The organism is Pseudomonas sp. HT11, assembly GCF_044875395.1.
In the GTDB taxonomy this organism is placed as follows: Bacteria; Pseudomonadota; Gammaproteobacteria; order Pseudomonadales; family Pseudomonadaceae; genus Aquipseudomonas.
In genome coordinates this window covers 4,209,222-4,230,176 of sequence record NZ_CP173217.1, presented here as the reverse complement: position 1 = coordinate 4,230,176, position 20,955 = coordinate 4,209,222, and the positions used below count along the sequence as shown (strand labels likewise).

The window sequence follows — 20,955 nt, the reverse complement described above, 5'->3', positions numbered from 1 at the left end:
GCGGTAACCGTGCGGGCCCCATCGCGGGCAAGCCCGACTCCCACCTTGGAATGCATTCCAACAGTGGGAGCTGGCTTGCCTGCGATAGCGCCCGTACAACCACCCCAAAACCCAAGGAAAGCCACCATGACCAACACCGCCCACACCCAAGTCGTGCAAAAACAATTCGGCGAACAGGCCTCGGCCTACCTGAGCAGTGCCGTGCACGCTCAAGGCAGCGAATTCGCACTGCTGCAGGCCGAACTGGCCGGGCAGGGCGCCGCACGACTGCTGGACCTGGGTTGCGGTGCCGGGCATGTGAGCTTCCACGTTGCGCCGCTGGTTAAAGACGTGGTGGCCTACGACCTGTCCCAGCAAATGCTCGACGTGGTGGCAGCCGCCGCAAAAGAGCGTGGCCTGAACAACATCCGCACCGTGCACGGCGCGGCCGAGCGCCTGCCATTTGCCGATGGCGAGTTCGACTTCGTGTTCAGCCGTTACTCGGCCCACCACTGGAGCGACCTTGGCCTGGCCTTTCGCGAAGTGCGTCGGGTGCTCAAGCCTGGCGGCATCGCGGCATTTGTCGATGTCTTGTCACCGGGCAGCCCGCTGTTGGACACTTACCTGCAAACCGTCGAAGTGCTGCGCGATACCAGTCACGTGCGCGATTATTCCGCCGCCGAATGGATGCGCCAGCTCAGCGAAGCCGGCTTGCACGTCCGCAACAGCAGCCGTCAGCGCCTGCGCCTGGAATACACCTCGTGGGTGGAGCGCATGCGTACGCCCGAGGTATTGCGCGCCGCGATCCTCGAGTTGCAGCAGGCGATGGGCCAGGAAGTACGCGATTACTACGAGATTCAAGCCGACGGCACCTTCAGCACCGACGTGCTGGTGGTGTTTGCCGAACGCTGATTAATTTTCCCGACCTGCCCACGGGCGGGTCGCTTGATGAAATGAGGAACGCATGAGCAAGCAGATTCTGATTCTTCCTGGCGACGGTATTGGTCCGGAAATCATGGCCGAAGCGGTCAAAGTCCTGGAATTGGCCAACAGCAAGTACAGCCTGGGCTTCGAATTGAGCCACGACGTGATCGGCGGCGCCGCCATCGACAAGCACGGCGTGCCCCTGGCTGACGAAACCCTGGACCGCGCCCGTGCAGCCGACGCCGTACTGCTCGGCGCCGTGGGCGGCCCGAAGTGGGACAAGATCGAACGTGATATCCGCCCGGAGCGCGGCCTGCTGAAGATTCGCGCGCAACTGGGCCTGTTCGGCAACCTGCGTCCGGCGATTCTGTACCCGCAGCTGGCCGATGCGTCGAGTCTCAAGCCGGAAGTGGTGGCGGGCCTGGACATCCTGATCGTGCGCGAGCTGACCGGCGGTATCTACTTCGGCTCGCCACGCGGTGTGCGTGAGTTGGAAAATGGCGAGCGTCAGGCCTACGACACGCTGCCGTACAGCGAGAGCGAGATCCGCCGTATCGCCCGTGTCGGTTTCGACATGGCCCGCGTGCGCGGCAAGAAGGTCTGCTCGGTCGACAAGGCCAACGTACTGGCCTCCAGCCAACTGTGGCGCGAAATCGTCGAAGAAGTGGCCAAGGACTACCCGGACGTCGAACTGAGCCACATGTACGTCGACAACGCCGCCATGCAGCTGGTGCGTGCACCCAAGCAGTTCGACGTGATCGTCACCGACAACCTGTTCGGCGACATCCTGTCTGACCAGGCGTCGATGCTCACCGGTTCCATCGGCATGCTGCCGTCGGCGTCCCTGGACACCAACAATAAAGGCATGTACGAGCCGTGCCACGGTTCTGCGCCGGACATTGCAGGCCAAGGCATTGCCAACCCGTTGGCGACCATCTTGTCGGTGTCGATGATGCTGCGTTACAGCTTCAACCTGAGTGAAGCGGCGGATGCGATCGAGAAGGCTGTGAGCCTGGTGCTGGACCAGGGTTTGCGCACCGGCGACATCTGGTCGCAGGGTTGCACCAAGGTTGGGACGCAAGAAATGGGCGACGCAGTAGTCGCCGCGCTGCGGAATCTGTAATCTCTCGGGCCCGCTTGCAGTTGTTGCTGCAAGGCGGCCCACTTTTTAACAAGGTGTAGTTGCGATGAAACGTGTAGGTCTGATCGGTTGGCGCGGTATGGTCGGTTCCGTGCTCATGCAGCGGATGCTGGAAGAGCAGGATTTCGATCTTATTGAGCCGGTGTTTTTCACCACGTCGAACGTGGGTGGCCAAGGGCCGTCCGTGGGCAAGGATATTGCTCCGCTCAAAGACGCCTACAGCATTGAAGAGCTCAAAACCCTCGACGTGATTTTGACCTGCCAGGGTGGCGACTACACCAGCGAAGTCTTCCCCAAGCTGCGCGAAGCCGGCTGGCAGGGTTACTGGATCGACGCCGCCTCGAGCCTGCGCATGCAGGACGACGCCGTGATCATCCTCGACCCGGTGAACCGCAAGGTGATTGACCAGCAGCTGGACGCTGGCACCAAGAACTACGTGGGCGGCAACTGCACCGTCAGCCTGATGCTGATGGGCCTGGGCGGCTTGTTCGAAGCTGGCCTGGTCGAGTGGATGAGCGCCATGACCTATCAGGCGGCCTCCGGCGCCGGCGCGCAGAACATGCGCGAGCTGATCAAGCAAATGGGCGCCACCCACGCCGCTGTGGCTGATCAACTGGCCGACCCTGCCAGCGCGATCCTCGACATCGACCGCCGTGTGGCCGAAGCCATGCGCAGCGATGCCTACCCGACCGAAAACTTCGGCGTGCCATTGGCCGGTAGCCTGATCCCGTGGATCGACAAGGAACTGCCGAACGGCCAGAGCCGCGAAGAGTGGAAGGCCCAGGCTGAGACCAACAAGATCCTCGGTCGCTTCAAGAACCCGATCCCGGTGGATGGCATCTGCGTGCGCATTGGCGCCATGCGCTGCCACAGCCAGGCGCTGACCATCAAGCTGAACAAAGACGTGCCGATCGCCGATATCGAAGGGCTGATCAGCCAGCACAACCCATGGGTCAAGCTGGTGCCGAACAATCGCGACATCAGCATGCAGGAGCTGAGCCCAACCAAGGTCACCGGCACCCTGAATGTACCGGTTGGCCGTCTGCGCAAGCTGAACATGGGTACCCAGTACCTGGGCGCGTTCACCGTCGGTGATCAACTGCTGTGGGGTGCGGCTGAACCGCTGCGTCGCATGCTGCGGATTTTGCTGGAGCGTTGATCGCTGCTGGTGAGTGAGAAACCCGCGTTCTGGTGACAGGCGCGGGTTTTTTATTGCCCTTGAGGGCCTCATCGCAGGCAAGCCAGCTCCCACATTTGACTGTGTTCACAAATCAAAATGTGGGAGCTGGCTTGCCCGCGATGGGGCCATCAGCCTCACCCCAGGGCCCAGCCCAATTGCCTCACTCCCCACCACCCGGTAAAGTGCCGCTCCCCCCGCAATGCCCGAGGCAGCCACCATGACCCAGACCTTTGAAATCGCCGTGATCGGTGCAACCGGCACCGTGGGTGAAACCCTGGTGCAGATTCTCGAAGAGCTGGATTTTCCGGTAGGCACTCTGTATTTGCTGGCGGGCAGCAACTCGGCCGGCGCCTCGGTGCCGTTTCGCGGCAAAAACGTGCGGGTCAAGGAAGTTGATAAGTTCGACTTCAAAAAAGCCCAGCTGGCCTTCTTCGCGGCAGGCCCGGCGGTGACCCTGAGTTTCGCGCCACGCGCCACGGCGGCCGGTTGCTCGGTGATCGACCTCTCCGGTGCCTTGCCGGCCGATCAGGCACCTCAGGTCGTGCCGGAAGCCAACGCGCATATTCTCAAGGGCCTGAAAAAGCCCTTCCAGCTCGGCAGCCCGAGTCCGTCGGCCACCAACCTGGCGGTGGTTCTGGCGCCGTTGCGCGGCGTGCTGGATATCCAGCGCGTCAGCGTCACCGCCAACCTGGCCGTTTCGGCCCAGGGCCGCGAGGCCGTCAGCGAGCTGGCCCGCCAGACCGCCGAGCTGCTGAACGTGCGCCCGCTGGAGCCGAAGTTCTTTGATCGGCAGATGGCCTTCAACCTGCTGGCGCAAGTCGGCACGCCTGACGCCCAAGGTCATACAGCCCTGGAGAAACGCCTCGTACACGAACTGCGCGCCGTGCTGGAAACACCTCTGCTAAAGATTTCCGCAACCTGCGTTCAAGCCCCGGTGTTTTTTGGCGATAGCCTGACAGTGTCATTGCAGTTGGGCGCGCCGGTCGACCTGGCCGCTGTCAACCGTGCACTGGAGGCAGCGCCGGGGATCGAGCTGGTGGAAGAGGGCGACTACCCTACGGCCGTTGGGGATGCGGTCGGCCAGGATGTGGTCTACGTTGGACGAGTGCGTGCGGGCGTTGACGACCCGGCGGAACTAAATCTGTGGCTGACGTCAGATAACGTACGCAAGGGCGCGGCATTGAACGCCGTGCAGCTGGCGCAGTTGTTGATAAAAGGCCTTGTGTAAAAGATACTTGGCGGCAATTTGTAGATTGATTCTAGCCAGGCGCTATGCTTGGCCCCAAGCGAAACAGAAGCGCGTCGGTAACCTATCGGCTCGCCATGCCTTATGGCAGCGGTTACCAACCTTCTCGCAGGCCGGGGAGTGTTCAAACAAAGGATGAGGCTATGGTTCAAGTTCGCAAACTGGTGTTAGCAATAGCGGCCGCCTCGGCGCTGTCTTCCGGTATGGCGCAGGCGCTGCAGCTTGGGGAGATGACCCTCAAGTCGAAGTTGAACCAGCCGTTGGCGGTGGAAATCGAATTGCTCGACGTCGGCGGCCTCACCGCCTCCGAGATCACCCCGAGCCTGGCGTCTGACCAGGCGTTTGTGGACGCCGGCGTGGATCGCCAGGCGTTTCTGAATGACCTGACGTTTACCCCGGTGATCAACCCCAATGGCCGCAGTGTGGTGCGCGTCACCTCCAGCAAGCCGCTGCCTGATTCCTATGTACGTTTTCTGCTTCAAGTGCAATGGCCCAACGGCCGCCTGATGCGCGACTACAGTGTGCTGCTCGACCCGGCCAAGTTCGAGCAGCCGGCACCGACCGCCAGCGCACCTGCACCGCGCTTGAGTGCGCCGACCCAGTCGGCACCTGCCAATACGGCGCCCCCAGTCAGCAAAGCTGCGCAGCACACCACGACTTCTCGCGATACCTTGTGGGAAATTGCCGCGAAGAACCGCAACGGCGCGTCGGTCCAGCAAACCATGCTGGCGATCCAGGCGCTCAACCCTGATGCTTTCATCGACGGCAATATCAACCGCCTGAAAACCGGCCAGGTGCTGCGTCTTCCGGATCGCCAGCAAGCCACCAGCTTGCCGCAGCCGGAGGCGATTGCCGAAGTCACTGCGCAAAATGCCGCCTGGCGCCAGGGGCGTCGCACGGCCAATAATCAGGCCGCCGGCAAGCAGCAACTCGACGCCACTCGGCGCACCCAGGCAGGCGATGCGCCCGCGAGCACCAACGCCAAGGACAATTTGAGCCTGGTGTCGGCCGAGTCCGCCAAGAAAGGTGCAAAGGGCAGGGCCGCTGACGGTCGTGCGTTGAGCGACAAGCTGGCGATGACCCAGGAAGAGCTGGACACCACGCGCCGCGACAATGCCGAGCTGAAAAGCCGCGCAGCCGACCTGCAAAGCCAGCTGGACAAGCTGCAAAAGCTGATTCAACTGAAAAACGATCAACTGGCCAAGTTGCAGGCTCAGGGCGGTAACCCGGCAGTGCCGGGCACTGCGCCCACGACAGCAACCATCCCCGCGCAGCTGCCAGGTGAGCCTGCGGCCACTGCGGCGGCAGCGCCGGCACCCGATGCGACGCCGGCTGCCGTGGTGGCTACGCCCGAGCCAATTAAGCCGGATGCCGCGCCGGCGAGCACCACCGAAGGTAAATTCAACGATCTGCTGACCAACCCGATTGTCCTCGGGGTCATCGGCGGTGCTGCCGGCTTGCTGGTGTTGTTGCTCCTGCTGCTGTGGGCCCGTCACCGCAATGCCCGCCTCGAAGAGGAAAAGCACCTGCGTATGGCGCGGGCGCTGGCTGAAGAGCCACAGTTCTCGCCGAGTGTGGATCACGACCTGCCACCGGACAGCTTCGAAGGCCTGGAAGTGCCGCCGCCGAACGTCAAGCTGGCTGCCGCGCCAGCGCCTGCCCCCGTGGTTGAGCCTGTCGTGGTGCCGAGCGTGGCTTCCGTGCTGGCGCCGTTGGCGGTCGCCGTAGCCCCGGTAAACTCCAGCGACGCGCTGGCACAAGCTCAATCCCATATCGACCGTGGTCACCTGAATCAGGCCGCCGATGTGTTGGAGCAGGCGATCAAGCGCGAGCCCAAGCGCAGTGACCTGCGTTTGAAGCTGATGGAAGTCTACGGTCTGCAGAGCGACAAGGACGGCTTCGTCACGCAAGAGCGTCAACTGGTGGCCACGGGTGAAAACCACGCTCAGGTCGAGCAGCTCAAGAGTCGCTTCCCGGCCATGGCCGTGTTGGCCGCGGGCGTCAGTGCTGCGGTGGCCGCGGCGGCGCTGGACGCTCAATACGTGAAAAACCTGCTCGAAGACAAACCGGCAGCACCGGCCCCGGAACCCGACGCGTTCGATACGGATTTCGACTTGAGCCTGGACGATCTGGAAGCCGCTTCGCCGGCCGTGGTCAGCCCCAAGGATGAGTCGAGTTTCGAGTCGGTCCTGCAGCGCCAGACGCAAGCCAAGCCTGCCCCGGATGATATGTCGGACTTCGATCTGGACCTGCAGCTGGACGCGCCGTCGTCCACGCAGTCGGACGATGACTTCCTCTCGGGCCTTGAAGACCAGATGAAGGATGTGCCGGCCGTTGAGCCGCCGACCCTTACCCCTGCCGCACTGGATGATTTCGACCTGCCGGAAGACTTCGACCTGTCCCTGGCTGACGAACCGCAAGCGCCGCCGGCCGCCAAGCCGGATGCCTTCACGTCCGAGCTGGACGATGTCAACGCGGAGCTCGATCGCCTGTCCCAGAGCCTCGAGCATCCGCCGATCGAGCCTTCCTTTACCGCTGAAGATGCGGCGTTGGGCGCTGATGAGCCGGAGTTCGATTTCCTCTCTGGCACCGATGAAGTGGCCACCAAGCTCGACCTGGCCCAGGCGTACATCGACATGGGCGATGCCGACGGCGCGCGCGACATCCTGTCCGAAGTGCTGACTGAGGGCGACGAAGCCCAGCGCGGTGAAGCCAAGGAAATGCTCGGCAAAATCTGAAGGGTGGTGTAACACCAGTGTGGGAGCGGGATTGCTCGCGAGGGTGACGTGCCGGTTAGCTGATTGAGCGACCGGCACGTTGCATTCGCGAACAAGCCCGCTCCCACAGTTGGTTTGGCGTGTGGCCTCGCAACAAAAGCGCCCCTCATGCGTGCGCCGCCTTTATAATGGCCGCCTTTGCGCAACTCATCGGGCTCTCAGTTCTTGGCAAATATAGATAACGCGGCCGCCGAAATGGCGGCCGCAGGCTTTAACCGCATCGCCCTGGGCGTGGAATACAAAGGCTCACGCTATCGCGGCTGGCAGCGCCAGGCCTCGGGTGTGCTGACGGTGCAGGAAACCCTCGAAAACGCCTTGTCCCAGGTCGCCGACTCGCCGGTGTCGCTGATGTGCGCCGGGCGAACCGACGCCGGTGTGCACGCCTGTGGCCAGGTGGTGCACTTTGACACCCAGGCCGAGCGCACGATGAAAGCGTGGGTGATGGGCGCCAATATCAATTTGCCCCATGACGTCAGCGTCACCTGGGCCAAGGTCATGCCTGCGCATTTTCATGCGCGCTTCAAGGCGATTGCCCGGCGTTATCGCTACGTGATCTACAACGATCAGATCCGTCCGGCGCACCTCAACCAGGAAATCACCTGGAACCATCGCCCGCTGGACGCCGAGCGCATGGCCGAGGCCGCGCAGCATTTGGTCGGTGTGCATGATTTCAGCGCGTTCCGTGCCGGCCAGTGCCAGGCCAAGTCCCCGATCAAGGAAGTCCATCACCTGCGGGTGACCCGTCACGGCAAGATGATCGTGCTGGATATCCGCGCCGGCGCCTTCCTGCACCATATGGTGCGCAATATTGCAGGCGTGTTGATGACCATCGGCACCGGCGAGCGCCCGGTGGAGTGGGCCAAAGAAGTGTTGGAAAGTCGTATCCGCCGCACAGGTGGGGTGACGGCGCATCCTTTTGGCCTGTATCTGGTGGACGTGGAGTACCGCGACGAGTTCGAATTGCCGGATCGTTTCATCGGGCCACACTTCCTCACAGGTTTCAGCGAACTTGGCGGCTGACGCCCGGAATAGCTTTTGTTACCATCCGGGACTTTCTCGGTTCAACCCCTGAGGTTTCTACGACATGTCAGCCGTTCGCAGCAAGATTTGCGGGATCACCCGCATAGAAGACGCGCTGGCGGCAGTCGAGGCGGGGGCGGATGCCATCGGTTTCGTGTTTTATGCCAGGAGCCCACGGGCGGTGAATGTGTTGCAGGCACGTGCAATCATCGCCGCGTTGCCGCCGTTCGTGACCACCGTTGGCTTGTTCGTCAGCGCCAGCCGCTGCGAGCTCAACGAAACCCTGGATGCCGTGCAGCTGGACATGCTGCAGTTTCACGGCGACGAAAGCCCCGACGAGTGTGAAAGCTATCAACGTCCGTATATCAAGGCGCTGCGTGTCAAGGCCGGGGATGACATCGCCGCCGCGTGTGCTGCCTATACTGGCGCTCGTGGCATTCTGTTGGATACCTATGTCGAAGGCGTGCCGGGCGGTACGGGCGAAGCATTCGACTGGACGCTGATTCCCGAGGGGCTGAGCAAGCCGATTATCCTGGCCGGCGGGCTAAACCCCGCGAATGTCGGGGCCGCCATCGAGCAGGTTCGGCCGTACGCCGTCGACGTCAGCGGTGGGGTGGAGCAGGGCAAGGGCATCAAGGATCACCACAAGATTCGCGCATTCATGCAAGCGGTGCGCAACAGTAATGGTGTGATGTGACGGCTCGCAGTCTGCCGCCGTCCATAACTACCACTGTGTAAAACAGCATCGGCGCCGCCTGCGGGAGGCCCGGAAATGTAGTGGCAACCCGCGCTGCAGGTTGTCTGGAAGGCTGAGGATACAGGCAGGAAGTGGCTGGTCGAACGTCTGACCCCGTCCAGCCTGTGTCATCGCCACATATGAATTTAGCTCAAGGGCATACGCGGGGCTGTGTTCAAGCCACCGGTACTGGAGAAAGAAAGCATGAGCAACTGGTTAGTAGACAAACTGATCCCTTCGATCATGCGTTCCGAGGTGAAGAAAAGCTCGGTTCCTGAAGGTCTGTGGCACAAGTGCCCATCCTGCGACGCGGTGCTCTACCGCCCGGAGCTGGAAAAGACCCTGGACGTTTGCCCCAAGTGCAACCACCACATGCGTATCGGCGCCCGCGCCCGCATCGACATTTTCCTCGACGCCGATGGCCGTGCCGAGCTGGGCGCTGACCTGGAGCCGGTTGACCGTCTCAAGTTCCGCGACGGCAAGAAGTACAAGGATCGCCTGACCGCCGCGCAAAAGCAGACTGGTGAAAAGGACGCGCTGATTTCCGTCAGCGGCAAGTTGCTGGGCATGCCGGTGGTGGTGTCGGCGTTTGAGTTTTCCTTCATGGGCGGCTCCATGGGCGCCATCGTCGGTGAGCGTTTCGTACGTGCCGCCAACTACGCCCTGGAAAACCGTTGCCCGATGATCTGCTTCGCCGCCTCCGGTGGCGCGCGCATGCAGGAAGCACTGATTTCCCTGATGCAAATGGCCAAGACCTCCGCGGTACTGGCGCGTCTGCGTGAAGAAGGCATTCCGTTCATCTCCGTGCTGACTGACCCGGTTTATGGCGGCGTTTCCGCCAGCCTGGCGATGCTCGGTGACGTGATTGTCGGCGAACCCAAGGCCCTGATCGGCTTTGCCGGCCCGCGCGTGATCGAGCAGACCGTTCGCGAAAAACTGCCGGAAGGTTTCCAGCGCAGCGAGTTCCTGCTGGAGCACGGCGCGATTGACATGATCATCGCCCGTGGCGAGCTGCGTCCACGCCTGGGTAACCTGCTGGCGCAAATGATGGGCCTGCCGACGCCTGTGTACGTCGCGCCTAAAGTCGAACCGATCGTTGTACCGCCGGTGCCTGCAAACCTATGACCCAACGTACCCTGGGCGAATGGCTCGCCTACCTTGAGCAGTTGCATCCGTCAGCCATCGACATGGGCCTGGAGCGCTCGCAACAGGTAGCGGCCCGCCTCGGGTTGGGCCGGCCGGCACCGCGTGTGATCACGGTGACCGGCACCAACGGCAAAGGCTCTACCTGTGCCTTTGTCGCGGCGCTGCTGCAAGCCCAAGGGCTGAAAGTTGGCGTCTACAATTCCCCGCACCTGCTGCGTTACAACGAGCGGGTGCAGTTCAATGGCGTCGAAGCCACTGATGAGCAGCTCTGCGAGGCCTTCGCCGCATTGGATGCCGGACGCGGCGAAATTTCCCTGACCTACTTCGAAATGGGCACCCTGGCGGCGTTCTGGCTGTTCGAGCGTGCGCAATTGGATGTGGTGGTTCTCGAAGTCGGCCTGGGTGGGCGTCTGGACACGGTCAACGTGGTGGATGCCGACCTGGCGCTGGTCACCAGCATTGGCGTCGACCATGCCGACTACTTGGGCAATACCCGCGAGTCGGTCGCCTATGAAAAGGCCGGGATCTTCCGCCAGGGCAAGCCTGCCCTGTGTGGTGATCTGGACCCGCCGCAACCCTTGCTCGACAAGGTGCGCGAGCTGGATTGCCCGTTTTACCTGCGCGGCCGCGAATTCAATCTCGACATCGGTGCTCAACATTGGCAATGGCGTGGGCGTGATGCGCGCGGCCAGGTGGTAGAGCTGCATGATCTGCCGCTGCTGAACCTGCCGATGGAAAACGCTGCGCTGGCGTTGCAGGCTTACCTGCTGCTGGATTTGCCGTGGCATGCCGAGCAGATTGCCGCGACATTGCTGGCCACTCGGGTGGTCGGGCGCCTGGATCGTCGCACCTTCGAGTGGGAGGGCAAGCGCCTGAACCTGCTGCTGGATGTGGGGCACAACCCGCATGCCGCCGAGTACCTGGCACAACGCCTGTCGCGTACGCCGCCGGTGGGTCGCCGCCTGGCGGTGTTCGGGCTGTTGGCTGACAAAGACCTGGGCGGCGTGGTTGCGCCGTTGCTGGGTGATGTCCAGGCTTGGGCGGTTGCGCCGCTGGATACGCCACGCAGTCGGCCGGCCGCTGAATTGGAAACGGCCTTGCAGAACCTTGGTGCGCCAGTGGCGTCGTATGCAAGCGTCACCGCTGCGCTTGAAGCGCAGTGTGCGGTGGCTACGGCCGAGGACGAGATTCTGTTGTTCGGATCATTTTATTGTGTTGCCGAGGCGCTAGAGTGGTTGGCCCGGCGCTCCACGGAGGAAGCTGCACATGGCATTACTGGATAGCGCATACAAGCAGCGAATGGTTGGAGCCCTGGTGCTGGTGGCGTTGGCGGTGATTTTTCTGCCGATGCTGTTTTCGCGTCAGGACGAGCAGCGCCAGGTAGTTGTTGAGGCGCCGGCTGCGCCCCAGGCGCCGACGGTACCGCAAGTTCAGGTCGAGCCGGTGGTGGTGCCCGAGCCGCAGGCGTTGCCTGAGGAGCCTGTGCCGAGTGATGCGGATGTGGCTGCGCAGCAGGCGCCGAGCATGCCGGTGCAGCCGAGTGTGCCAGTGGTCAAGTCTGCACCTGCGCCCGCTCCGGCAGCGCCTGCGGTTGCCGCCAAGCCGGCCGCGCCGGCACAAGCGCCCAAGCCGGTTGCGCCGCAACCTGCCGCGCCGGGCAAGCCGGACGTTGGTCAAAGCCGTATCGATCCCAATGGCCTGCCGATCACTTGGTCGATCCAGCTCGCCAGCCTGGCCAATCGCGAGAGCGCCGAGGCCTTGCAGAAAAAGCTGCGTGCTCAGGGCTACAACGCCTATATCCGCAGTGCCGATGGCAAGAACCGGGTGTTTATCGGGCCGCTGATCGAGCGCGCCGAGGCCGATCGTCTGCGCGACTTGCTGGGTCGCCAGCAGAACCTGAATGGCTTTGTGGTGCGTTTTCAGCCTGAGCGCGGCTGATTTCACCCCCGTTTCAGCTTGGAATGCACTCAATGTGGGAGGGGGCTTGCCCCCGATGGCGGTAGGTCAGTCAGCATCTCTGATAATGACCCATCGCTATCGGGGGCAAGCCCCCTCCCACATTGTATTTGGTGGTCCTGAGGGGGCCTTCGCCCTACTCAACCCATTGATTTGCAACGCACCCGCAATCACAGCTTACCGACAGCCCGGCGCTCTGCTAAAATGCGCCGCCTTATCCGTACGTAGGCTGCACTGTGCCATTTACCTGGGTTGACTGGGCGATCGTTGCAATCGTCGCCATCTCCGCTTTGATCAGTCTAAGCCGCGGCTTCGTAAAAGAAGCACTGTCGTTGCTGACCTGGATCATCGCAGGAGTCGTAGCCTGGATGTTCGGTGGTTCATTGTCGGTTTACCTGGCCGGTTACATCGAGACACCTTCGGCTCGCGTCATCGCGGGCTGCGCCATCATGTTCATCGCCACGCTGCTGGTGGGGGCAATGGTCAATTATCTTATTGGCGAGTTGATACGTGTCACCGGCCTCTCCGGGACCGATCGATTTCTCGGCATGGCCTTCGGCGCTGCGCGTGGCGCGTTGCTGGTGGTCGTGGCGGTCGGGCTGTTGAGCCTGGGGCCGGTACAGCAGGATTCGTGGTGGCAGGAGTCGGTACTCGTGCCAAAATTTCTATTGGTTGCAGATTGGTCCAAGAACCTCATTCTGGGGTGGAGCAGTCAGTGGCTGGCCAGCGGAATCAGCGTACCCGCTGATCTTCCGTTCAAGGAACACCTCTTGCCGGCCAAAACGCCTCAGTAAGCAGTGTTCAGTCAAGATTCATTAAGTAGGGGTTGCGTCGCATGTGTGGCATCGTCGGTATCGTCGGTAAGTCGAACGTGAATCAGGCGCTGTATGACGCGCTAACCGTCCTCCAGCACCGCGGCCAGGACGCTGCCGGTATTGTGACCAGCCACGACGGCCGGTTATTCCTGCGCAAGGACAATGGCCTGGTGCGTGACGTGTTCCATCAGCGTCACATGCAGCGCCTCGTCGGGCACATGGGCATTGGCCATGTGCGTTACCCGACTGCGGGCAGCTCGACCTCGGCCGAAGCTCAACCGTTTTACGTCAACTCGCCTTACGGCATTACCCTGGCGCACAACGGTAACCTGACCAACGTTGAACAACTGGCCAAGGAGATTTACGAATCTGACCTGCGCCACGTCAACACCAGTTCCGACTCGGAAGTGCTGCTCAACGTGTTCGCCCACGAGCTGGCCCAGCGGGGCAAGCTGCAGCCAACCGAAGAAGACGTGTTCGCCGCCGTGACTGACGTGCACAACCGTTGCGTCGGTGGTTACGCGGTCGTGGCCATGGTCACCGGTTACGGCATCGTCGGTTTCCGCGACCCGCATGGCATCCGCCCGATCGTGTTCGGCCAGCGTCACACCGACGAAGGCGTCGAGTACATGATCGCCTCCGAAAGCGTGTCCCTGGACGTGTTGGGCTTCACCCTGATCCGCGACCTGGCCCCGGGCGAAGCGGTGTACATCACCGAAGACGGCAAGCTGCACACCCGTCAGTGCGCTGTTGCGCCGAAACTGACCCCGTGCATTTTCGAACACGTCTACCTGGCGCGTCCGGATTCGATCATCGACGGCGTTTCGGTATACAAAGCGCGTCTGCGCATGGGCGAGAAGCTGGCCGAGAAAATCCTGCGCGAGCGTCCTGAGCACGACATCGACGTGGTAATCCCGATTCCGGACACCAGCCGTACCGCTGCGCTGGAGCTGGCCAACCATTTGGGCGTCAAGTTCCGCGAAGGTTTCGTCAAGAACCGCTACATCGGCCGTACCTTCATCATGCCGGGCCAGGCGGCGCGCAAGAAGTCGGTTCGCCAGAAGCTCAACGCAATCGAGCTGGAATTTCGCGGCAAGAACGTGATGCTGGTGGACGACTCCATCGTACGTGGCACCACGTGCAAGCAGATTATTCAGATGGCCCGTGAAGCGGGTGCCAAGAACGTGTACTTCTGCTCTGCTGCGCCAGCTGTGCGTTACCCGAACGTGTACGGTATCGACATGCCGAGCGCCCACGAGCTGATTGCCCACAACCGTTCGACCCAGGATGTGGCCGACCTGATCGGCGCCGACTGGCTGATCTATCAGGACCTGCCGGACCTGATCGAAGCGGTTGGCGGCGGCAAGATCAAGATCGAGCAGTTCGATTGCGCCGTGTTCGACGGCAAGTACGTGACCGGCGATGTCGACGAGGCTTACCTGAACAAGATCGAACAGGCGCGCAACGACTCGTCGAAGATCAAGACCCAGGCGGTCAGCGCGATCATCGATCTGTATAACAACTGAGTAAACACCGGCCCTGAGGGGCCGGTTTTGTATCTTAAATAAAGAATTGAGTAAGGAGTCGCAGCATGAGTCAGGAATGGGATGCCGGTCGGTTGGACAGCGACCTCGATGGCGTAGCTTTCGATACCCTGGCTGTGCGCGCCGGCCAGCACCGTACCCCGGAAGGTGAGCACGGTGACCCGATGTTCTTCACCTCCAGCTATGTGTTCCGCACCGCCGCCGACGCCGCCGCGCGTTTTGCCGGTGAAGTGCCGGGCAACGTCTACTCGCGCTACACCAACCCGACCGTTCGTGCGTTCGAGGAGCGTATTGCGGCCCTCGAAGGCGCTGAGCAGGCGGTGGCCACGGCGACTGGCATGGCGGCCATCCTTGCCGTTGTGATGAGCTTGTGCAGCGCTGGTGACCATGTATTGGTTTCACGCAGCGTGTTCGGTTCGACCATCAGCCTGTTCGAGAAGTACTTCAAGCGCTTCGGTATTGAAGTGGACTACGTACCACTGGCAGACCTGTCCGGTTGGGACGCGGCGATCAAGGCCAATACCAAATTGCTGTTCGTCGAGTCGCCGTCCAACCCGCTGGCCGAGTTGGTGGACATCGCCGCATTGTCCGAAGTGGCGCACGCCAAGGGCGCGATGCTGGTGGTCGACAACTGCTTCTGCACGCCTGCATTGCAGCAGCCGTTGAAGCTGGGCGCAGACATCGTCGTGCACTCGGCCACCAAGTTCATCGACGGTCAGGGCCGTTGCATGGGCGGTGTGGTGGCTGGGCGTGGCGAGCAGATGAAAGAAGTGGTGGGTTTCTTGCGCACTGCTGGCCCGACGCTGAGCCCGTTCAACGCCTGGATCTTCCTCAAGGGCCTGGAAACCCTCAGCTTGCGCATGAAGGCCCATTGTGCCAATGCCCAGGCCCTGGCCGAGTGGCTGGAGCAGCAGGATGGCATCGAAAAAGTGCACTACGCCGGCCTCAAGAGCCACCCGCAACACGAATTGGCTCAACGCCAGCAGCGTGGTTTCGGCGCCGTGGTCAGCTTCGAAGTGAAGGGCGGCAAAGAGGGTGCCTGGCGCTTTATCGACGCCACTCGCTTGATTTCGATCACCGCCAACCTGGGCGACAGCAAAACCACCATCACGCACCCGAGCACCACCTCCCATGGTCGCCTGGCGCCGCAAGAGCGTGAAGCGGCCGGCATCCGCGACAGCCTGATCCGCATCGCAGTGGGCCTGGAAGATGTGGCCGACTTGCAGGCTGACCTGGCCCGCGGGCTGGCGGCCTTGTGATCGAGTGGTCCATGGATGCTGCGGCGGTCGGTAACGGCCGCGTCGCACTGGTGACGGGCGCGGCGCGGGGCATTGGTCTCGGGATCGCGGCGTGGTTGATCAGCGAAGGCTGGCAGGTGGTGTTGACCGACCTGGACCGCGAGCGCGGCTCCAAGGTGTCCAAGGTGCTGGGCGACAATGCCTGGTTCATCACCATGGACGTCGCCGACGAGAAACAAGTGGCCCAAGGTGTCGCAGAAGTGCTGGGGCAGTTCGGGCGGCTGGACGCGTTGGTGTGCAACGCGGCCGTGGCCGACCCGCGCAATATCACCCTGGAAAGCCTCGACCTGGCGTATTGGAACCGTGTGCTTGCGGTGAACCTCAGTGGGCCGATGTTGTTGGCCAAGCACTGTGCGCCGTACCTGCGTGCCCATGGCGGTGCCATCGTCAACCTGGCATCGACCCGGGCGCGTCAGTCGGAGCCGGACACCGAGGCTTATGCGGCGAGCAAGGGCGGCCTGCTGGCCCTGACGCATGCCTTGGCCATGAGCCTGGGGCCGGAGGTGCGGGTCAATGCCGTCAGCCCTGGCTGGATCGATGCGCGTGATCCGGCGGCCCGACGTGCCGAGCCTTTGACGGATGCCGACCATGCCCAGCATCCGGCGGGCAGAGTGGGCACGGTTGAAGACGTGGCGGCGATGGTGGCGTGGTTGCTGTCGCGCCAGGCGGGGTTTGTCACCGGGCAAGAGTTTGTGGTGGACGGTGGCATGAGCAAGAAGATGATTTACAGCGAGTAGGGCAGATCGCCGTCTTGAAGCAATTTTGTCTTTTTCAGAAAAACTTCAAGCAGGCTATTGACTTAGGTCCGCTACCTGCGTAAATTTCGCGGCCTCAACGAAGCAAAGGGTGATTAGCTCAGCTGGGAGAGCATCTGCCTTACAAGCAGAGGGTCGGCGGTTCGATCCCGTCATCACCCACCACTTCTTGAGAGTTTTGCCCTAGGGCAAGACGCAACGTTAAAGGTTGCACCGACGCGCAGCGGTAGTTCAGTCGGTTAGAATACCGGCCTGTCACGCCGGGGGTCGCGGGTTCGAGTCCCGTCCGCTGCGCCATATTTTCCAGGTTCGACATGTCGAGCTTGAGATTGAACAGCCCAGGCTGATCGATCAGATGTTTAAAGACAGTTGGGTGTTTACGCTCAGCTGGTCAAGCGATACGCAGCGGTAGTTCAGTCGGTTAGAATACCGGCCTGTCACGCCGGGGGTCGCGGGTTCGAGTCCCGTCCGCTGCGCCATATCTGCCTCAAGGCCCACTGAACGCCTTGAAGCACAAAGAAAGCCCTTGGCTGACTTTGATCCGATAGCAAAGACCCTGGTCGAAAGACCGGGTTTTTTTGTTTCTGCGATTTGGCTTTCTGCTGCAAGAGCCGGCAAGCCGGCTCCCACTGCGTACTCAGAACCCCAATTTGTCCCGCAACCCGTAATACCAGGCGCCCAGCGCCGCAAACGGCGTGCGCAGCAGTTGCCCGCCCGGGAACGGGTAGTGCGGCAGGTCGGCAAACGCATCAAAACGCTCCGCCTGACCTCTCAGTGCCTCCGCCAGCACCTTGCCTGCCAGGTGCGTGTACGTCACGCCATGGCCGCTGCAGCCTTGTGAGTAATAGATGTTGTCGCCCAGACGACCCACCTGCGGCAAGCGCGACAGGGTCAGCAGGAAGTTGCCGGTCCAGGCGTAATCGATTTTCACGTCCTTGAGCTGCGGGAAGGCTTTGAGCATCTTCGGGCGGATGATCGCTTCGATGTTGGCCGGGTCACGTGCGCCGTACACCACGCCGCCGCCGAAGATCAGGCGCTTGTCGCGGGTGAGGCGGTAGTAGTCGAGCAAGTAGTTGCAGTCTTCGACGCAATAATCCTGGGGCAGCAGCGTCTTGGCCAGTTCATCACCCAGCGGTGCCGTGGTGATGACTTGCGTGCCGCAAGGCATCGATTTGGCCGCCAGCTCCGGCACCAGGTTCCCCAGGTAAGCGTTGCCCGCGACGATGATGAACTTGGCCCTGACCTTGCCTTCGGCGGTGTGCACCACCGGGTTCGCGCCGCGCTCGATGCGCACCGCGGCCGATTGCTCGTAGATCGTGCCGCCCAGGGATTCAACGGCAGCCGCTTCGCCCAGTGCGAGGTTGAGTGGGTGAATGTGCCCGCCGCTCATGTCGAGCAAGCCGCCAACATAGTTGTCACAGGCCACCACTTCGCGGATACGGCGTTCGTCCAGCAACTCGAGTTGCGTATGCCCGTAGCGTTCCCACAAGCGTTTCTGCGATTCCAGGTGGCCCATGTGCTTGCTGTTGAGGGCGGCGAACACGCCGCCATCCTTCAAGTCGCACTGGATCTGATATTTGGCCACGCGCTCGCGAATGATCCTGCCGCCCTCAAACGCCATTTGCCCCAGCAGCTGCGCTTGCTTGGGGCCGACGCTGCGTTCGATCACATCGATGTCGCGGCTGTAGCTGTTGACGATTTGCCCGCCGTTACGGCCCGACGCACCAAACCCCACCTTGGCGGCTTCCAGCACGGTGACGCGAAAACCGTTCTCCAGCAGAAACAGCGCGCTGGAAAGGCCGGTGTAGCCGGCGCCAATCACACACACATCGGTTTCGACGTCACCTTGCAGTACCGGGCGTGGCGGAACCGCATTCGCGGACGCGGCGTAATACGACTGGGGGTAGGGGGTGTTCGCCATCCTGGAACCTCTGTTTTATATTTTTTACGAGTGCGCCGATCCTACCTGAGTTGAAAATTGCCTGCCAGCCACCCGAAAATCACCGGTGCACCCGGCGCAAATAAATAATTCGCATATTCATAGGGTTAGCTGCAAAAAAGATGTTGACACCCCTCCGGAATTCCGTAGAATGCCGCCTCACAGCAGGCACGTAGCTCAGTTGGTTAGAGCACCACCTTGACATGGTGGGGGTCGTTGGTTCGAGTCCAATCGCGCCTACCAAACAAAATCCGCTCTGCTGGGCGGTCTAGAAGGGCTCACCGAAAGGTGGGCCCTTTTTTGTTGCCTGCGATTTACCCACGCCCCGTTCGGCGCCCGCCTTCTTGTTCAAATCGCCCCGAGTGCATCGGTGCTGATCACACGCTGCGCCGATGTGATTGAGGTTTACTCAAAATAGCCGATACCGGTGTGGGCGCGATTCCACCGACGCGGAAAAGCTCACCTATTTATCCATCTGGTTTGTCGTTGTCGGCTTTATTTTCGGCTTTCGTCTGTTTGTTGAGCTAGGCGCGCGTCTGGCCCGATACGCCAAGGCCTTGAATGTTCTGGCGGGGTGTTCAAGCCCATGAGGCCTATTATTTAAGATCTTCAGAGCGAATGCGGCCCCCGCGCGGTTATACGCAGCGGAGGTTGAAAGGCAGGCAGTACTGATGGGTCAGCAGAACAGCGTGGCAACCGACAAAAGGCAGATGATTTGAACAACCATCTGGCAGCGTATTTCACCATTTGTTGTGGTCATATTCATTTGTCCTGCGTACATAGCGGCTACCTCTTGGTCGGCAATACTGCCGTGAGCGGTGCGCAAAACGCGCAACAGCTCAAGTGAGTATAGGTCTGGAACAGGATTCTTCACGGTCCCGTCGTTTTGGCGCGATTCAGCACGTTTTCGCCGGCGCTCATCGGTAAACGATACACGTCAATCAATCCCACGAGCCCAAGCAGCGCCACGCCCACGAAGGCCACCCGAAAGTCCCCGACAGCCGCGTGCACGGCGTGCCCTTGCACAGCCATCGACGCCCGTAACAATAGCGCCGCCATGGAAACCCCCAGACCCATCGCCAGCTGGAACGCCATGCTGAACAGCGCCGACGCCTCGCTCATCTGCGCCTTGGGGACGTCGGCGAAGCCGATTGAGTTGTAGCAAGTAAACTGCATCGACCGTGACAGCCCACCCACGAACAGCACGGCCGCTATCAGCGGCAAGGGCGTTTGCACCGTGAACAAGGCACAGGCCGCAACCAATGCGACGCCAATAGCGCCATTGACCAGCAGCACCGGGCGAAACCCGAAGCGTTGCATTATGGGCGTCGTGAAGGGTTTCATTACCAGGTTGCCGGCAAACACCGCCAGCACCAGCAAGCCGGCATCGACCGGCGAAAGGCCAAAACCCACTTGAAACAACAGGGGCAGCAGGAAAGGCAGGGCGCTGATGGCGAGACGGAACAGCGACCCGCCAAGAACACTCACGCGAAAGGTGCCGATGGACAGGGTCTGAAGCGGTAATAACGGTTCGGCATGCTGGCGGCAATGACGCACGGCCCATGCCGCGAGCAACGTGCCCGTGGCCACCAGTACAAAACCCGGGGTCAGCGTTTCGCTGGTCTGGTTGCCCAGCCATTCCAGCCCGCCCAGCACTGCCACACACGCACCTGCCAGCAGCACAAAGCCTTTGGCATCGAATCGCCGTACGCTGGCCTCGCGCCCCTTGGGCACAAGCCACAATGCGGCAACCAGGGCCAGTATTCCCAGAGGCAGATTTACGTAAAAAATCCACGGCCACGTTGCGTGGGTCACGATCAAACCACCCACCACCGGCCCTAGAATCGGCGCGACCAGCCCAGGCCAGGTGATCACCGCAATCATGTTCACCAAGTCTTTTTTGTCGGTATTGCGCAGCACCGCCAGGCGCCCCACCGGCACCATCAGCGCGCCGCCTACGCCTTGCAGCACCCGCGCGATCACGAACATCTCAAGGCTTTGGCTCAACCCGCAAAGCAGCGAAGCCAGGGTGAAGATGATGATCGCACCGGCGAACACCCGGCGTGCGCCAAAACGGTCGGCGATCCAACTGGACAGCGGGATGAAGATCGCCACGGCAAGAATGTACGCGGTGATGCCGATATTCATGTCGACCGCCGTGACCCCGAACGCGGACGCCATGGTGGGTAAGGCGGTGGCGATGACGGTGGCATCGAGGTTCTCCATGAAAAAGGTCACGGCGACCACCAGGGCGATCAAACGGGTTTGCACGCTTGAAACAGGTGTAACGGATGAAGTCACCGGTGTTGGCCTTTTTCAGTGAAGGTCGATCGCACTCGACAATACCGGGTCAGCCCTGGGCCCGCACGCTCGAATTACCGCGTCTGCGTCACCTTCTTCAAATACCGCGGCTGATCCGGATTGCGCCCGCGCGTCACAGCCAGCTGCGCTGCGCTCACATAGAACCCTTGGATCATCGTGAAGGGCTCCAGTAGCGCA

At 61.7% G+C, this 20,955-nt stretch carries 17 protein-coding genes and 4 tRNA genes; 18 read left to right on the top strand and 3 right to left on the bottom strand.

Annotation, left to right across the window (positions count from 1 at the left end; all coding sequences use genetic code 11):
• Window positions 1-126 precede the first annotated feature (126 nt).
• The 17 genes from ABWL43_RS19495 to ABWL43_RS19415 all read left to right on the top strand — a co-directional run bounded on the left by ABWL43_RS19495 (window position 127) and on the right by ABWL43_RS19415 (window position 16,996).
• Window positions 127-891, top strand: coding sequence for a class I SAM-dependent methyltransferase (locus tag ABWL43_RS19495; protein ID WP_242195198.1), 765 nt, complete (start codon window positions 127-129; stop codon window positions 889-891).
• A 52-nt stretch (window positions 892-943) separates the two neighbouring features.
• Entirely contained in the window at window positions 944-2,026 is a 1,083-nt protein-coding gene (gene leuB / locus ABWL43_RS19490) for a 3-isopropylmalate dehydrogenase (RefSeq protein ID WP_021491199.1), read from the top strand.
• Window positions 2,027-2,090: 64 nt separating this feature from the next.
• A complete protein-coding gene (asd, locus tag ABWL43_RS19485; protein WP_058412147.1) occupies window positions 2,091-3,203 on the top strand; it encodes an aspartate-semialdehyde dehydrogenase in 1,113 nt (370 codons plus the stop codon).
• A gap of 238 nt (window positions 3,204-3,441) precedes the next feature.
• Entirely contained in the window at window positions 3,442-4,452 is a 1,011-nt protein-coding gene (locus tag ABWL43_RS19480; RefSeq protein WP_404483728.1) for an aspartate-semialdehyde dehydrogenase, read from the top strand.
• A gap of 161 nt (window positions 4,453-4,613) precedes the next feature.
• Window positions 4,614-7,208: a FimV/HubP family polar landmark protein gene (locus ABWL43_RS19475; protein ID WP_404483725.1), complete on the top strand. Its 2,595-nt coding sequence runs from the start codon at window positions 4,614-4,616 to the stop codon at window positions 7,206-7,208.
• Window positions 7,209-7,442: 234 nt separating this feature from the next.
• Window positions 7,443-8,267 carry a tRNA pseudouridine(38-40) synthase TruA gene (truA, locus tag ABWL43_RS19470; RefSeq protein ID WP_404488462.1) on the top strand — a complete coding sequence of 275 codons (825 nt, stop codon included), beginning with the start codon at window positions 7,443-7,445 and terminating at the stop codon, window positions 8,265-8,267.
• A 64-nt stretch (window positions 8,268-8,331) separates the two neighbouring features.
• Complete coding sequence (locus tag ABWL43_RS19465) at window positions 8,332-8,964, top strand: phosphoribosylanthranilate isomerase (protein ID WP_404483722.1); 633 nt, start codon at window positions 8,332-8,334, stop codon at window positions 8,962-8,964.
• Window positions 8,965-9,207: 243 nt separating this feature from the next.
• Entirely contained in the window at window positions 9,208-10,128 is a 921-nt protein-coding gene (gene accD / locus ABWL43_RS19460) for an acetyl-CoA carboxylase, carboxyltransferase subunit beta (RefSeq protein WP_106576687.1), read from the top strand.
• Window positions 10,125-11,432 (top strand): bifunctional tetrahydrofolate synthase/dihydrofolate synthase, encoded by a 1,308-nt coding sequence (gene folC / locus ABWL43_RS19455; RefSeq protein WP_404483719.1) that lies wholly within the window; start codon window positions 10,125-10,127, stop codon window positions 11,430-11,432. Before accD ends, folC begins: the two co-directional genes overlap by 4 nt.
• The gene (locus ABWL43_RS19450; protein ID WP_404483716.1) at window positions 11,416-12,087 is read left to right on the top strand and encodes an SPOR domain-containing protein; all 672 of its coding nucleotides are present in this window, start codon (window positions 11,416-11,418) and stop codon (window positions 12,085-12,087) included. The genes folC and ABWL43_RS19450 overlap by 17 nt, the downstream gene beginning before the upstream one ends.
• Before the next feature lie 254 nt (window positions 12,088-12,341).
• Window positions 12,342-12,899 carry a CvpA family protein gene (locus ABWL43_RS19445; protein WP_003192538.1) on the top strand — a complete coding sequence of 186 codons (558 nt, stop codon included), beginning with the start codon at window positions 12,342-12,344 and terminating at the stop codon, window positions 12,897-12,899.
• Between the two features lie 41 nt (window positions 12,900-12,940).
• Window positions 12,941-14,446, top strand: a complete 1,506-nt coding sequence (gene purF, locus ABWL43_RS19440; RefSeq protein WP_058426877.1) for an amidophosphoribosyltransferase — start codon at window positions 12,941-12,943, stop codon at window positions 14,444-14,446.
• Between the two features lie 65 nt (window positions 14,447-14,511).
• Entirely contained in the window at window positions 14,512-15,723 is a 1,212-nt protein-coding gene (locus ABWL43_RS19435; protein ID WP_099583998.1) for an O-succinylhomoserine sulfhydrylase, read from the top strand.
• Window positions 15,724-15,734: 11 nt separating this feature from the next.
• Window positions 15,735-16,499 (top strand): SDR family oxidoreductase, encoded by a 765-nt coding sequence (locus tag ABWL43_RS19430; protein ID WP_106576690.1) that lies wholly within the window; start codon window positions 15,735-15,737, stop codon window positions 16,497-16,499.
• A 107-nt stretch (window positions 16,500-16,606) separates the two neighbouring features.
• Window positions 16,607-16,682 (top strand) — tRNA-Val (locus ABWL43_RS19425).
• Between the two features lie 55 nt (window positions 16,683-16,737).
• Window positions 16,738-16,814, top strand: a tRNA-Asp gene (locus tag ABWL43_RS19420).
• Between the two features lie 105 nt (window positions 16,815-16,919).
• A tRNA-Asp gene (locus ABWL43_RS19415) sits at window positions 16,920-16,996 on the top strand.
• A gap of 158 nt (window positions 16,997-17,154) precedes the next feature.
• Here the strand turns inward: ABWL43_RS19415 and ABWL43_RS19410 are convergent.
• A complete protein-coding gene (locus ABWL43_RS19410) occupies window positions 17,155-18,438 on the bottom strand; it encodes an FAD-binding oxidoreductase (RefSeq protein WP_106576691.1) in 1,284 nt (427 codons plus the stop codon).
• 184 nt (window positions 18,439-18,622) lie between these two features.
• Here ABWL43_RS19410 and ABWL43_RS19405 point away from each other — a divergent pair.
• Window positions 18,623-18,699, top strand: a tRNA-Val gene (locus tag ABWL43_RS19405).
• 433 nt (window positions 18,700-19,132) lie between these two features.
• Here ABWL43_RS19405 and ABWL43_RS19400 read toward each other — a convergent pair.
• Window positions 19,133-19,330, bottom strand: a complete 198-nt coding sequence (locus ABWL43_RS19400) for a hypothetical protein (protein WP_145165826.1) — start codon at window positions 19,328-19,330, stop codon at window positions 19,133-19,135.
• A complete protein-coding gene (locus tag ABWL43_RS19395; RefSeq protein ID WP_404488460.1) occupies window positions 19,327-20,682 on the bottom strand; it encodes an MFS transporter in 1,356 nt (451 codons plus the stop codon). The genes ABWL43_RS19400 and ABWL43_RS19395 overlap by 4 nt, the downstream gene beginning before the upstream one ends.
• Between the last annotated feature and the right edge of the window lie 273 nt (window positions 20,683-20,955).